Source organism: Pedococcus sp. P2_D7, assembly GCF_056404295.1.
In genome coordinates, this window is record NZ_JBFUEH010000004.1 from 527,408 (window position 1) to 541,557 (window position 14,150).

General features: G+C 70.8%; 12 protein-coding genes. 9 read left to right on the forward strand and 3 right to left on the reverse strand.

Annotation, left to right across the window (positions count from 1 at the left end; translation table 11 throughout):
* Positions 1-11: 11 nt before the first annotated feature.
* From AC1DWJ_RS11705 to cimA, 8 genes are all read left to right on the forward strand, one after another.
* Positions 12-869, forward strand: coding sequence for a phosphotransferase (locus AC1DWJ_RS11705; RefSeq protein ID WP_477620850.1), 858 nt, complete (start codon positions 12-14; stop codon positions 867-869).
* On the forward strand, positions 866-3,340 hold the full coding sequence (locus tag AC1DWJ_RS11710; RefSeq protein ID WP_477620851.1) for a GcvT family protein: 2,475 nt from the start codon (positions 866-868) through the stop codon (positions 3,338-3,340). The genes AC1DWJ_RS11705 and AC1DWJ_RS11710 overlap by 4 nt, the downstream gene beginning before the upstream one ends.
* 78 nt (positions 3,341-3,418) lie before the next feature.
* Positions 3,419-4,150, forward strand: coding sequence for a FadR/GntR family transcriptional regulator (locus AC1DWJ_RS11715; protein WP_477620852.1), 732 nt, complete (start codon positions 3,419-3,421; stop codon positions 4,148-4,150).
* Between the two features lie 88 nt (positions 4,151-4,238).
* Positions 4,239-5,606 carry a glutamine synthetase family protein gene (locus AC1DWJ_RS11720; protein WP_477620853.1) on the forward strand — a complete coding sequence of 456 codons (1,368 nt, stop codon included), beginning with the start codon at positions 4,239-4,241 and terminating at the stop codon, positions 5,604-5,606.
* A 26-nt stretch (positions 5,607-5,632) separates the two neighbouring features.
* On the forward strand, positions 5,633-7,018 hold the full coding sequence (locus AC1DWJ_RS11725) for an aldehyde dehydrogenase family protein (RefSeq protein WP_477620854.1): 1,386 nt from the start codon (positions 5,633-5,635) through the stop codon (positions 7,016-7,018).
* A gap of 11 nt (positions 7,019-7,029) precedes the next feature.
* Positions 7,030-7,797, forward strand: coding sequence for a 3-oxoacyl-ACP reductase (locus AC1DWJ_RS11730; protein WP_457253416.1), 768 nt, complete (start codon positions 7,030-7,032; stop codon positions 7,795-7,797).
* Positions 7,798-7,804: 7 nt separating this feature from the next.
* A complete protein-coding gene (locus AC1DWJ_RS11735; RefSeq protein ID WP_457253414.1) occupies positions 7,805-8,554 on the forward strand; it encodes a gamma-glutamyl-gamma-aminobutyrate hydrolase family protein in 750 nt (249 codons plus the stop codon).
* 277 nt (positions 8,555-8,831) lie between these two features.
* Complete coding sequence (cimA, locus tag AC1DWJ_RS11740; RefSeq protein WP_457253412.1) at positions 8,832-10,412, forward strand: citramalate synthase; 1,581 nt, start codon at positions 8,832-8,834, stop codon at positions 10,410-10,412.
* Between the two features lie 41 nt (positions 10,413-10,453).
* On the opposite strand, the gene argG is transcribed toward cimA, so the two are convergent.
* The gene (gene argG, locus AC1DWJ_RS11745; RefSeq protein WP_457253410.1) at positions 10,454-11,872 is read right to left on the reverse strand and encodes an argininosuccinate synthase; all 1,419 of its coding nucleotides are present in this window, start codon (positions 11,870-11,872) and stop codon (positions 10,454-10,456) included.
* A gap of 276 nt (positions 11,873-12,148) precedes the next feature.
* On the opposite strand from argG, the gene AC1DWJ_RS11750 reads away from it, so the two are divergent.
* Positions 12,149-12,889 (forward strand): PadR family transcriptional regulator, encoded by a 741-nt coding sequence (locus tag AC1DWJ_RS11750; RefSeq protein WP_477620855.1) that lies wholly within the window; start codon positions 12,149-12,151, stop codon positions 12,887-12,889.
* Here the strand turns inward: AC1DWJ_RS11750 and AC1DWJ_RS11755 are convergent.
* Both AC1DWJ_RS11755 and AC1DWJ_RS11760 read right to left on the reverse strand, forming a co-directional pair.
* Positions 12,829-13,758 carry a 3-methyladenine DNA glycosylase gene (locus tag AC1DWJ_RS11755; protein WP_477620856.1) on the reverse strand — a complete coding sequence of 310 codons (930 nt, stop codon included), beginning with the start codon at positions 13,756-13,758 and terminating at the stop codon, positions 12,829-12,831. The two genes, AC1DWJ_RS11750 and AC1DWJ_RS11755, sit on opposite strands and share 61 nt — an antisense overlap.
* A gap of 153 nt (positions 13,759-13,911) precedes the next feature.
* On the reverse strand, positions 13,912-14,088 hold the full coding sequence (locus tag AC1DWJ_RS11760; RefSeq protein ID WP_457253406.1) for a hypothetical protein: 177 nt from the start codon (positions 14,086-14,088) through the stop codon (positions 13,912-13,914).
* Positions 14,089-14,150 lie beyond the last annotated feature (62 nt).

The window sequence follows — 14,150 nt, forward strand, 5'->3', positions numbered from 1 at the left end:
GGCTGCCCCGGTTGGGGCAGCTTCTGGAAGTCACGGAGCTGCCCGGTGGGCTGACCAACCACAACTACCGGGTCCGGACGGCGACGCACGACGTCGTCGTCCGGATCTCACCGCCGGGCACCGAGCTGTTGGCGATCGACCGCGAGCACGAGTGGCACAACAGCGCCGTGGCTGCCTCGGTCGGGGTCGGCGCCCCGGTCGTCGACTACCTGCCCGGCGAGGGGGTGCTCGTGGTCGGCTTCCTCCCGGGACGCACCTACGGCGCGGACGACGTTGCTGTCAACCTCCCGCGCGTCGCCGCGGCCGCGCGCCGGCTCCACGGCGGGCCCGAGTTCGCCTCGCGTTTCGACATGTTCGAGGTGCAGCGCGGCTACCTGCGGATCGTCCGCGAGCGTGGGTATGCCGTGCCCGAGGGTTACGACGCGCTGGCGCCGGCCGCCGCACGCGTCGCGGCTGCGCTCGCCGCCCAGCCCGAGCCCCTCGTGCCGTGTCACAACGACCTGCTTGCTGCCAACGTCATCGACGACGGGGGAGACCTGCGGTTCATCGACTACGAGTACTCGGGGATGAACGAGGCGTCCTTCGAGCTCGGCAACCTGGTCAACGAGTCGCAGCTCGACCACGACCACCTCGTCGCCTTGGTGGAGGCGTACCACGGCACCGTCACCCCGCGGCTGCTCGCCCGCGCCGAGCTGTGGGGCCTGGCCGGGCGGTGGGCGTGGACGCTGTGGGGGGCGATCCAGCACGGGGTGTCCGACGTCGACCACGACTTCTGGGACTTCGCGATGGAGCGCCACGAACTCGCCCTGCCGCTGATGACGAGCGCCCGCCTGGATGACCTGCTCGACGCCGCCGGTGGTCCCGCATGAGCGGGATCCCCGAGCGTGCCCGCGTCGTCGTGGTCGGTGGTGGGGTGATCGGCTGCAGCGTGGCCTACCACCTGACCAAGCTCGGGTGGACCGACGTCGTGGTCCTCGAGCAGGGCACGCTGTCCTGCGGGACGACCTGGCACGCAGCGGGACTCGTCGGACAGCTCAGGGCCAGCGAGGCCGGCACGCGGCTCGTGCAGTACTCGACCGACCTCTACGCGAGACTCGAGGACGAGACCGGGCTGACCACCGGCTACCGCGTCTGCGGTGGCCTCACCGTCGCGCGGACGCCCGAGCGCATGGTGCAGCTGCGGCGCACCGTCGCCAGCGCCGCGGCATACGACCTCGACTGTGAGCTGCTCACCCCCGACCAGGCGCTCGACCGCTTTCCCCTCATCCAGGTCGATGACGTGCTGGGGGCCATCTGGCTCCCGGGTGACGGTCGCGCCAACCCCACCGACCTCACCCAGTCGCTGGCCAAGGGCGCCCGGATGGGGGGCGCCACGATCGTCGAGCGGGTCCGCGTCACCGGTGTCACCACCCGCGGTGGGCGGGTCGCGGGGGTGTCGACCGACCACGGCGACGTCGAGGCGGAGTTCGTCGTGAACTGCGCCGGCCAGTGGGCCAAGGCGGTCGGCGCGCTCGCCGGCGTGACGGTGCCCTTGCACTCCGCGGAGCACTTCTACGTCGTGACCGACCAGATCGCCGGGGTCCACCGCGACCTGCCGATCCTGCGTGACCCGGACGGCTACACCTACGTGAAGGAGGAGGTCGGGGGCCTGTTGGTCGGTGGCTTCGAGCCGGTGGCCAAGCCCTGGGTGTCGCCGGACGCGATTCCCTACCCCTTCGAGTTCGCGCTGCTCGACGAGGACTGGGAGCACTTCGAGGTGCTCATGGACAGTGCGGTGCACCGGATCCCGGCGCTCGCCGACACGGGGATCCGCAAGTTCTACAACGGTCCCGAGAGCTTCACGCCCGACAACCAGTTCCTCTTGGGCGAGGCGCCCGAGCTGCCCGGCTTCTTCGTGGGTGCCGGTTTCAACTCGGTCGGGATCGCGTCGGCCGGCGGTGCGGGTCGGGCTCTCGCCGAATGGATCGTCGAGGGCGAGCCCACCTCCGACCTGATCGGCGTGGACCTGCGCCGCTTCTCGCCGCTCGCGGGGAGCAACGCGTGGCTGCGGGCCCGGGTCGGTGAGGTGCTGGGGCTGCACTACGCCGTGCCCTGGCCGAACCGCGAGCTCGAGTCCGCGCGGCCGCAGCGGATCTCGCCGGTGCACGACCTCCTGGTCGCCCAAGGTGCCTGCCTCGGCAGCCGGAACGCCTGGGAGCGGGCCAACGTCTTCGCGCCACCGGGCGTGGCGCCCGTCCTCGACTACGCCTGGGAGCGACCGCGGTGGGTGGACTGGTCGGTGGCTGAGCAGCGGGCCACCCGCGAGGCCGTGGCGGTCTTCGACCAGACGTCCTTCTCCAAGTACGTCGTCACCGGGGCGGACGCCGTGCGGGCGCTGCAGTGGCTCTGCTCGGCCGACGTCGACGTCCCCGTCGGCAGGGCGGTCTACACGGCGATGCTCAACCAGCGTGGCACCTACGAGGCTGACCTCACCGTGACGCGCACCTCCGCGACCGACTTCTTCCTCGTCAGCAGCGCGGCGACGACGGTGCGCGACCTCGACTGGATCCGCCGACACGTGCCCGCCGACGCCCGCGTCGGCGTGGTCGACGTGACCGGCTCGTATGCCGTGTTCGGCGTCATGGGGCCACGCTCGCGTGAGCTGCTCGAGGCCTTGAGCGCCGACCCCTTCGACGACACGTCGTTCCCGTTCGGCACGAGTCGGGAGGTCGTGGTGGGGACGACTCTCGTGCGGGCCACCCGGATCACCTACGTGGGCGAGCTCGGGTGGGAGCTCTACGTCCCGACCGAGCTCGCGCGGTCGGTCTACGAGGACCTGTTCCGCGTCGGCGCCGACCTCGGCGTCGTCCCGGCCGGCTACTCCGCGATCGAGTCCATGCGGCTGGAGAAGGGCTACCGCGCCTTCGCCCGTGAGCTCACCACTGACACCGGTCCGGTCGCGGCCGGCCTCGCCTTCGCGTGCAAGCTGCGTGGCGACGTCGACTTCCTCGGCCGGTCGGCCGTGGAGGAGTCCCGCCTCGTCCCGCCGACCCGCCGGGTGGTGTCACTCGTGGTGGGTGACCCCGCGGCATACCTCTGGGGCGGCGAGCTGCTGCTGCGCGACGGTGAGCCCGCGGGCCAGGTCACCAGCGCGGCGTGGGGCGCGACGGTGGGGGCGTCGGTCGGCCTGGCCCTGGTGGGCGACCGGGCCTCCGGCACCGCGACGAAGGACTGGCTCGAGGGTGGGACGTGGACCGTCGACCTCGCAGGGGAGCGGTGGCCGGTGCAGGTGTCGCTGCGCGCCCCGTTCGACCCGGAGGGCCGCAAGCTCGGGCGCCAGGGGAGCGGCGCCACTCCATGAACCACACCACCACCTGAACAGCTAATGGTCCTATCCCAGACCATTGACGTGATCCGGCCGGGGGTATTGGATCGGACGGTGAGCGCCGCCCAGCCGAGGATGTCGCTGCCCCACGTCGTCCTCCGGCCGGCGTCTGGCAACGCCTTCGAGTCGACCGTCGAGCAGCTCGCGACGGCCATCCGGCTCGGCGTCTTCACCGACGGTGAGCAGCTCCCCCCGGAGCGCGAGCTCGCCGAGCGGCTGGGGGTCAGCCGCAGCACGCTGCGCGAGGCGATCGCGGCGCTGCGCGACTCGGGACTGGTCACGACGCGCCGTGGGCGAGGGGGCGGCAGCGTCGTGACCTACGCAGGGCTGGAGCCCGGCAGCCGCGCCGGGGCCGTGCCCGTGCGGACCGGCGCGGCACTCGCGGACGCCATCGACTTCCGCCGGGTCGTCGAGCCCGGCGCCGCCGCGCTCACCGCGACGCGGGCCCTCGCTGCCGACCAGCGGGCCTGGCTGGTCGAGAGCGCCAAGGCGGCTCGCGAGGCGCCGGACAACGCGGCCCACCGGCTCGCCGACAGCCGCTTCCACCTCGCCGTGGCCACGCTGTCGGGCTCGCCGATGCTCATCGAGGCCGTCACCCGCGCCCAGGCGGCCCTCAACGAGCTGCTGTCCGCGATCCCCGTGCTCCCCACCAACATCGCGCACTCCAACGACCAGCACGACGCCGTCGTGCGCGCCATCCTCGACGGCGACGACGCCCGCGCCCGCGCGGCGATGGAGGAGCACTGTGACGCCACGGCCGCCCTGCTGAGGGGCCTGATCGGATGACCAGGCGCACGCTGACCACCCGCACCGTGACTACCCGCACGCTGACCACACGAGACACGACGACCACGCGACAGACCAGGAGACCCGCATGACCGCTCCACCACAGCTCACCGTCGAGCAGCTCCGTGCCGACATCGCCGCCGGGGTGGTCGACACGGTCATCGTCGCGTTCACCGACATGCAGGGACGCTTGCAGGGCAAGCGGATCCACGCCCAGTTCTTCCTCGACTCCGTGCTGGGTCACGGCACCGAGGGGTGCAACTACCTGCTCGCGGTCGACGTCGACATGAACACCGTGGACGGCTACGCCATCAGCTCGTGGGAGCGCGGCTACGGCGACATGATGTTCGACCTCGATCTCGACACCCTGCGCCGCACTCCCGGGCAGCCCTACTCGGCCACCGTGCAGTGCGACCTTTCGTGGCTCGACGGCAGTGGTCTCGTCCGCGAGTCGCCACGCTCGGTCCTCAAGGCCCAGGTCGACGCGGCCGCCGAGCTGGGCTTCGCCGCGCTCACCGGCACCGAGCTCGAGTTCATCGTGTTCGAGGACTCCTTCGACCAGGCCTGGGACCGGCGCTACCAGGACCTCACGGGGGCCAACCGCTACAACGTCGACTACTCGATCCTCGGCGGCACCCGCGTGGAACCGCTGCTGCGCGACATCCGCAACGAGATGTATGCCGGCGGCGTCACCGTCGAGAGCGCCAAGGGCGAGTGCAACCTCGGCCAGCACGAGATCGCCTTCCTCTACGACCACGTCGTCCGCACCTGTGACAACCACGTGGTCTACAAGACCGCGGCCAAGGAGATTGCAGCCAACCACGGCAAGTCGCTGACCTTCATGGCGAAGTACGACGAGCGCGAGGGCAACTCGTGCCACATCCACCTGTCGCTGCGCGGCACCGACGGGGGGATCGTCTTCGCGGACGACGACAAGGAGGGCGGGCGCAGCGCCGTCTTCGAGCACTTCGTGGCGGGCATCCAGTCCAGGATGCGCGAGCTCACCCTCCTCTACGCCCCGAACGTCAACTCCTACAAGCGGTTCCAGCCGGGGTCGTTCGCCCCGACCGCGATCGCGTGGGGCACCGACAACCGCACGTGCGCACTGCGGGTCGTCGGCCACGGAGCCGGCCTGCGGGTCGAGAACCGCGTGCCCGGTGGTGACGTGAACCCCTACCTCGCGGTGGCGGGCATGCTCGCCGCGGGGCTGCACGGCATCCGCGAGGAGATCGCGCTCGAGCCGGCCTTCGAGGGCAACGCCTACGCGTCCGACAAGGACCGCGTGCCGTCGACCCTCTTGGAGGCGCGTGACCTGTTCGCAGCCTCGGAGTTCGCCCGGGGTGCGTTCGGCGACGACGTGGTCGACCACTACGCGCACGCCGCCGACGTCGAGCTGGCCGCCTTCAACGCAGCGGTGACCGACTGGGAGCTGGTCAGGGGGTTCGAGCGACTGTGAAGGTGCCGGGCGTAGCAGGAGATTCAATGCTGCACGAGGTCGTCAACCCCGCCACCGAGGTGGTCGTTGCGGAGGTCTCGCTGGCCGGCGTCGAGGAGACCGACGCGGCCATCGCAGCCGCCGAGGCTGCTGGTCCCGCCTGGCGTGCCGTGGCGCCCGCCGACCGCGGGCGCCTGCTGCGACGGTTCTCCGAGCAGGTCGACGCCCACAGCGAGGAGCTGGCCCAGCTCGAGGTGGCCAACTCCGGTCACACCATCGGTAACGCCCGCTGGGAGGCCGGCAACGTCCGCGACGTGCTGGCCTACTACTCCGCCGCCCCGGAGCGGTTGTTCGGCCGGCAGATCCCCGTGGCGGACGGACTGGACGTCACGTTCAAGGAGCCGCTCGGCACGGTGGGCATCATCGTCCCGTGGAACTTCCCCATGCCGATCGCCGGCTGGGGCTTCGCCCCCGCCCTGGCCGCGGGCAACACGGTGGTGCTCAAGCCTGCCGAGCTGACCCCGTTGACGGCGATCCGACTGGGTGAGCTGGCCCTGGAGGCCGGGATCCCCGAGGGTGTCTTCACGGTGATCCCGGGCAAGGGGTCAGTCGTGGGCGAGCGGTTCGTCACCCACCCAGCGGTGCGCAAGGTGTGCTTCACCGGGTCGACCGCCGTCGGCCAGCGGATCATGCGCGGCGCTGCCGACCAGGTCAAGCGGATCACCCTCGAGCTCGGCGGCAAGAGCGCCAACATCGTCTTCGACGACAGCGACCTCGAGACGGCGGCTGCCACGGCGCCCTACGGAGTCTTCGACAATGCGGGGCAGGACTGCTGTGCACGCAGTCGGATCCTCGTGCAGCGCAGCGTGTTCGACCGGTTCATGGAGCTGCTCGAGCCGGCCGTCAAGGGCGTCGTCGTGTCCGATCCCGGCGACGAGGGCACCGAGATGGGGCCGCTCATCAGCGCCGGCCAGCGCGAAACCGTGCGCTCCTACGTCGAGGAGGCGACCGAGGACGTCGACGTCGCGTTCCGCGGTGAGGCTCCGACCGGTGACGGGTACTGGTACCCCGCCACGGTGGTCCTGCCGAGGGCGACGACCGACCGGGTCTGGCAGGAGGAGGTCTTCGGACCGGTCGTGGCCGTCATGCCGTTCGACGACGAGGCCGACGCGGTCGCCAAGGCCAACGACACGGCATACGGGCTGTCGGGGTCGATCTGGACCCGCGACGTGGGGCGAGCCCTGCGCGTCGCCCGCGGTGTCGAGGCGGGCAACCTGTCGGTCAACTCGCACAGCAGCGTCCGCTACTCCACTCCGTTCGGCGGGTTCAAGCAGTCAGGGATCGGCCGCGAGCTCGGTCCCGACGCGCTGGATGCCTTCACCGACGTCAAGAACGTGTTCATTTCACACCACAGCAGCTCCACCACACCCTGAGAGGACATCACATGGCAGGCAGGCTCGAGGGCAAGGTGGCCGTCGTCACGGGCGGGTGCTCCGGCATCGGTCTGGCGACTGTCCGCCGGTTCGCCGAGGAGGGCGCCAAGGTCGTGGTCGGTGACCTCGACGACGCGGCGGGGGAGGCGCTGGCCGAGGAGATCGGGGGCGCCTACGTCCACTGCGACGTCGCCGCCAAGGACGACGTCGACCGCCTGTTCGCGACGGCGAAGGAGAAGTTCGGGCGGCTCGACATCGCGTTCAACAACGCCGGCATCAGTCCTCCCGAGGACGACTCGATCCTCGACACCGACCTCGATGCGTGGCGCCGTGTGCAGGAGGTCAACCTCACCAGCGTCTACCTGTGCTGCAAGGCGGCGCTGCCCTACATGCTGGAGCAGAAGTCCGGGTCGATCATCAACACGGCATCGTTCGTGGCGGTGATGGGCGCCGCCACGTCGCAGATCTCCTACAGCGCCAGCAAGGGCGGCGTGCTGTCCATGACGCGCGAGCTCGGGGTGCAGTTCGCCCGCGAGGGCATCCGGGTCAACGCCCTGTGTCCCGGGCCGGTCAACACCCCGCTGCTCAAGGAGCTCTTCGCCAAGGACGAGGAGCGCGCCGCCCGGCGCCTCGTCCACGTGCCCATGGGCCGGTTCGGGGAGCCCGAGGAGATGGCCAACGCCGTGCTCTTCCTGGCCTCCGACGAGTCGAGCTTCATGACCGCCTCCACGTTCCTGGTCGACGGGGGGATCTCCGGCGCCTATGTGACCCCGCTGTGAGGTCAGCGTGAGCCGCCCGCTGATCGGGATCACCTGCTACGTCGAGCCGGCGAGCCGGGGTGACTGGAAGGACGTGCCGAGCGTCGTCCTGCCGCACGACTACGTCAGGCAGGTCAAGGACGCCGGAGGCACGCCGATCGTCATCCCGCCGTGGACCGATGTCGACGACGCCGCGGCCCAGGAGATCGTGTCGCGGATCGACGGGCTGGTGATCGCCGGCGGGGCCGACGTCGACCCGAGCCTGTACGCCGGGCCCGAGCGCCACCCGGACGTCCAGGAGTCCCGGCCGGACCGGGACGCCACGGAGACCGCCCTGGCGCGGGCCGCGGCCTCCGCCGACCTCCCCCTCCTCGGGATCTGTCGCGGGATGCAGGTGATGGCCGTGGCGGCCGGCGGGGTCCTGGAGCAGCACCTGCCCGACCGCGTCGGCCACGTCGACCACTCACCGGGTGTCGCGGTCTACGGCCACCACGTGGTCACCACGGTCCCGGGCACCCGGGTCGCGACCCTGCTCGGCGAGGTGACCGACGTGCCCAGCTACCACCACCAGTCGGTCCTGACCCACCCCGGCTACGAGCCGTCGGCGTGGGCGCAGGACGGCACCCTGGAGGCGATGGAGGACCCTGCGGCGCGGTTCCGGCTCGGCGTCCAGTGGCATCCAGAGGTCGGCGACGACCCCAGGCTCTTCGAGGCGCTGGTGGCGGCGGCTCGTGCACGGCGGGAGGAGTCCGCGGCGGGCGGCACCCCTGAGGCCTGACCACCATGCGGACCCGGGGTTCAACCGGTGGACGCGACCTGTCACAGTGAGCGGGTGACCTCCTGGCACATGGCTACCACCATGGTGATTATCGACTAGCGCGACGAGACTTCCTCGTCGCGCAGACCTCCCACACCCGGGGGGTCTTTCGCTTTGTCTGGCCCTGTGCCGGACAGGACAGCGGACCACTGCCAGCACACCCCGACGGGCAGAGGGCGCGACAGCGGGGAGAATGACCACCAGGACACCGAAGACGACTCGGCGAGGAATGACCACGATGAGCGACCTGCACGTCTACGACACCACCCTGCGCGATGGCGCGCAGCAGGAGGGGCTCAACCTCTCCGTGTCGGACAAGCTCGCCATCGCCATGCACCTCGATGAGCTCGGAGTCGGATTCATCGAGGGTGGCTGGCCGGGCGCGAACCCGAAGGACACCGAGTTCTTCGCCCGCGCCCAGACCGAGCTGCGGCTGCGCAACGCGACGCTCGCAGCATTCGGCGCGACCAGGCGGGTCGGTGGCCAGGCGGCCACCGACCCCCTGGTGCGCGCCCTGCTCGACAGCCAGGCCCCCGTGGTGACCCTCGTGGCGAAGTCCCATGTGCGCCATGTGGAGTCGGCACTGCGGACCACCCTGGAGGAGAACCTCGCCATGGTGCGCGACACCGTGTCGTTCCTGTCGGGGGAGGGGCGGCGGGTCTTCCTCGACGCGGAGCACTTCTTCGACGGGTATGCCGCGAACCGCGACTACGCGCTCGAGGTCGTGCGGGCCGCGATGGAGTCCGGTGCGGAGGTCGTCGCCCTCTGTGACACCAACGGCGGCATGCTGCCCGACCAGGTCGCGCAGGTGGTGGCCGACGCGGTCGCCGCGACCTCGGCAAGGGTCGGCATCCACTGCCACAACGACACCGGCTGTGCGGTGGCCAACTCGATGGCGGCCGTGGACGCCGGGGCGACGCACGTGCAGGGCACCATCAACGGCTACGGCGAGCGCACCGGCAATGCCGACCTCCTCACCGTCGTCAGCAACCTGCAGATCAAGCGCGGGCTGCCGCTGCTCGAGACCGAGCGGCTGCGCGAGGCGACCCGCATCGCCCACTCGATCAGCGAGATCACCAACGTCCCGCCCTACTCCCGCCAGCCCTACGTCGGCGCCAGCGCGTTCGCCCACAAGGCCGGCCTGCATGCCAGCGCGATCAAGGTCGACCCCGATCTCTACCAGCACACCGACCCCCAGCACGTCGGCAACGACATGCGGATGCTGGTGTCCGACATGGCCGGTCGCGCCAGCATCGAGCTCAAGGGCCGCGAGCTCGGCTACGACCTGTCGGACGACAACGACCTGCTCATCCGGGTCCTGGCCAGGGTCAAGGCGCTCGAGCTGCGTGGTTACACCTTCGACGCGGCGGACGCCTCGTTCGAGCTGCTGCTCCGACGTGAGGTCGAGGGCGGCGGCTACGACTTCTTCGAGGTCGAGTCGTGGCGGGTCATCACCGACGCGCGGGGCGACGAGGACGCGCTGTCCGAGGCGACCGTGAAGGTCGTCGCGGGCGGCGAGCGGGTCGTGGCCACCGGCGAGGGCAACGGTCCGGTCAACGCCCTCGACCACGCCCTGCGCAGAGCGCTGGCGCCGGCCTACCCCGAGCTCGACAAGCTCGAGCTGATCGACTTCCGCGTGCGCATCCTCGATGCCGCCCACGGCACCGACGCGGTGACCCGCGTGCTCATCGAGACCTCCGACGGCTCGACGTCGTGGGAGACGATCGGTGTGGCCGGCAACATCATCGAGGCGTCCTGGCAGGCCCTGGTCGACGGGGTCACCTACGGCCTGGTGCGCGCCGGGGTGCCGGTCCGCTAGCCGTCAGCTGCCTGTCGACGAGGTCGTCGCGGCACGGGTCGTCAGTCGGTGCCGGACTCCATGGCTGCCCGGTCGAGGGCGTCGTCCTCGCCGTCGTTGGCCCGCGGGTTCGAGGAGATCGCCTTGGCGCCGCCGGGCTCGAGGTCTCCCACGAGGTCCTGGTGACGCGCGACGAGCTGGCCCTGCGCGGCATACAGCTCGAGCTTGGCTCGGGAGTCGGCGATGTCGAGGTTGCGCATGGTCAGCTGACCGATCCGGTCGACCGGGCCGAAGGCCGCGCCCTCGGTGCGTTCCATCGAGAGCTTCTCGGGGTGGTAGCTGAAGGCGGGGCCGGTCGTGTCGATGATCGAGTAGTCGTCGCCGCGACGCAGGCGCACGGTGACCTCGCCGGTGACGACGGAGGCCACCCAGCGCTGGAGCGACTCGCGCAGCATCAGCGACTGGGGGTCGAGCCAGCGGCCTTCGTAGAGCAGGCGGCCGAGCCGCCGGCCCTCCGCGTGGTAGTTGGCGATGGTGTCCTCGTTGTGGATCGCGTTCAGCAGTCGCTCGTAGGCGATCCACAGCAGGGCCAGGCCGGGGGCCTCGTAGATGCCGCGGCTCTTGGCCTCGATGATGCGGTTCTCGATCTGGTCCGACATGCCGAGACCGTGGCGACCGCCGACCGTGTTGGCCTCGTCGACGAGGGCGACCGCGTCGGGGAAGACCTGGCCGTTGATGGCCACCGGTCGGCCTTGCTCGAAGCGGATGGTCACGTCCTCGGTGGGGATCGCCACGGACTCGTCCCAGAACGGGACGCCCATGATCGGGTCGACGATCTCCATGCTCTCGTTGAGGAACTCGAGGGTCTTCGCCTCGTGGGTCGCGCCCCAGATGTTGGCGTCGGTCGAGTAGGCCTTCTCGGTGCTGGAGCGGTAGGGCAGGTTGCGCGCCTGCAGCCACTCCGACATCTCCGTGCGGCCGCCGAGCTCGGTGACGAAGTCGGCGTCGAGCCACGGCTTGTAGATGCGCAGGGACGGGTTGGCCAGGAGTCCGTAGCGGTAGAAGCGCTCGATGTCGTTGCCCTTGAAGGTGGACCCGTCGCCCCAGATGTCGACGCCGTCGTCCTTCATGGCCCGCACCAGCAGGGTGCCCGTGACCGCGCGGCCCAGGGGAGTGGTGTTGAAGTAGGTCTTGCCGCCGCTGCGGATGTGGAAGGCGCCGCAGGCGATCGCTGACAGGCCCTCCTCCACCAGGGCGGAGCGGCAGTCGACGAGCCGGGCGAGCTCTGCGCCGTAGGCGCCGGCCCGGTCGGGGACCGTCTCGATCTCGGGCTCGTCGTACTGGCCCAGGTTTGCGGTGTAGGTGCAGGGGATCGCCCCCTTCTCCCGCATCCAGGCAACAGCGACAGAGGTGTCCAGACCGCCCGAGAAGGCGATCCCGACACGCTCACCAACAGGCAGGGACGTCAGAACCTTCGACACGGTAGGTCAGCCTACGGGCCGCCGCACCGACGCGTGCACGGGTCCGGTCCGTGACCGGTCGACCGCCCCCGCACTTCTGGCCACTGGTGTGGCACGCGGGGCTGTTTCGGGCGGTTGGTGCGACATCCGTGGCCAGAAGTGGAGATGGGGACTTGACATCGATATATCGATAGGCCACCATTCGATATATCGACAACACACTGTCGACCGTGCGAGAGAGAGCCGCCCGACCAGAGTGACGGCCCCCGCACCACCACACTTCGTAGGAGTGACCCCATGAACCGCATGAACCTGAACAGCCAGATGTCCCACCCCCGTCGAGGTGGCCACGCCGGCCGGGGCCGGTCCATCGACGGCCAGCCCGGTCGCACCCGCGGCCAGGACGGCCAGCCCGGCCACGGCCACCACGGCGGGCCCCGTCGCGGTCGCGGCGAGTTCGCAGGCTTCGGACCCGCAGCGGGCTTCGGGCCCGGCGCCGGGCGCGGTGGCGGCTTCGGCGAGGGCCGTGGTCCCCGCGGACGCGGTCCGCGTCGGGGCCGTCGAGGTGACGTCCGCAGGGCGATCCTCGCCCTGCTCGCCGAGGAGCCGATGAACGGCTACGGCATCATCACCGCCATCGCCGAGCGCTCCGACGGCTCGTGGCAGCCCGGTCCCGGATCGGTCTACCCCGCGCTGCGCCTGCTCGAGGAGGAGGGCCTGATCGCCCCCGACGAGTCCGACGACGACCCGCGGCGCAAGGTCTTCGCCCTGACCGACGACGGTCGGGCCCATGCCGAGACCCACGGTGACGAGCTCGCCCAGGCCTTCGCCGACGCGACGACGCCGCAGCGGGGCTTCCGCGAGATGCGCCGCGAGATCGGTCAGCTCGTCGTCGCTGTCGAACAGGTCGTCGTGGCCGGCCAGCCGACCCAGATCGAGGCGGCCCAGCGGGTGCTCGCCGACGCGCGTCGCTCGCTCTACCGCATCCTGGCGGAGGACGAGACGGGCACGGAGAGCTCGGCCGACCCGGTGGAGTGACCACCGTCGACCGCGTCCAGGGCCTGCAGGAGTCGCTCCCGCAGGCCCTGTCCGCGGGTCGCGAAGTCGCGCTGCGCGGCGGCATACTCGGCCCGCCCCTGGGGCGTCTCGATGGTGACGGGCGAGTAGCCGAGGGCGCTGAGGTCGTAGGGGGAGGCCCGCATGTCGAGCTCGCGGATCTCGCGGGCGAGCTCGAAGCACTTGAGGGTCAACGCACTCGGCACGGCAGGCGCGAGCTTCATGCACCACTTGTAGAGGTCCATGCTGGCGTGGAGGCAGCCCGGCTGCTCGAGTGCGACCTGGTCCTCGCGGGTCGGCTGCAGGAGGTTCAGCGACCGGGCGGGCGGGGTGTAGAAGCGGAAGGCGTCGAAGTGGGTGCACCTGATCTGCAGCCCGTCGACGACCTCGTCGGTGCCGGTCGGCCCGAGCCGCAGCGGCCAGGCGGCATGGCGCACCTCGACGGGTGACTGGCGGTAGACCATCGCCCACTCGTGCAGCCCGAAGCAGCCGAGCTGCGCCGGCCGCGAGTGCGTCGCGGACACGAGCCGGCGCACGAACTCGACCGTGGCGCCGCGCGCCTCGAGGTATGCCGCGCCGTCCAGGACGCTGGCGCCGTTCACGTCGCGGTAGAACCGCCACGACCCCCGGTCCAGCTGTGCGGCGCCCTCGAGGACCACGTCGGGACCCGGGTGCCAGCGACGCAGCTGCGACGGCTTGAACGGGTAGTAGGTGAAGAGGAAGTCCTCGACCGGATGGGGAGTGCCGGTCTGGCGACGCTCCCGGTGGCCGGCGGTGAGGGCGTCGACCCGGTCGGCGTGGTCAGCCTCGAGGGCCTGCCACGCCGCCTGCTCGAGCACCCTGGCGACCATGGGCACCAAGGCTAGCCGCGCGGCACGCCCGGCCCGGACCACCTGTGGGCACCCTCGACCGCCATGGACAACGGCCACTGCTCGGCTGCCCGGGCGCCAGGGCTCCCGGTCGACCGAGCAACGGCCGTTCGTGGTGGCTGGTGGGTGTGGCGGTCACGACCTGGCACTGGCGTCGTGGAGGACGCGGTCCCAGTCGTGGTCGAGGTCGCTGAAGGCGATCGTCGAGTCGGCTCCGTGCGGTGCGTGGGGGAGCGACCAGGTGCGGCGGTGGTGACGCTCGAGGGCGAACACCAACGCAGTGACAAGGGCGATGAGAACAATGATTTCCATGACTGAAATCATGCGCTCAACCGATTCCAGACACGAGTGGCAGAACTGTCGCTGAGGGCAGT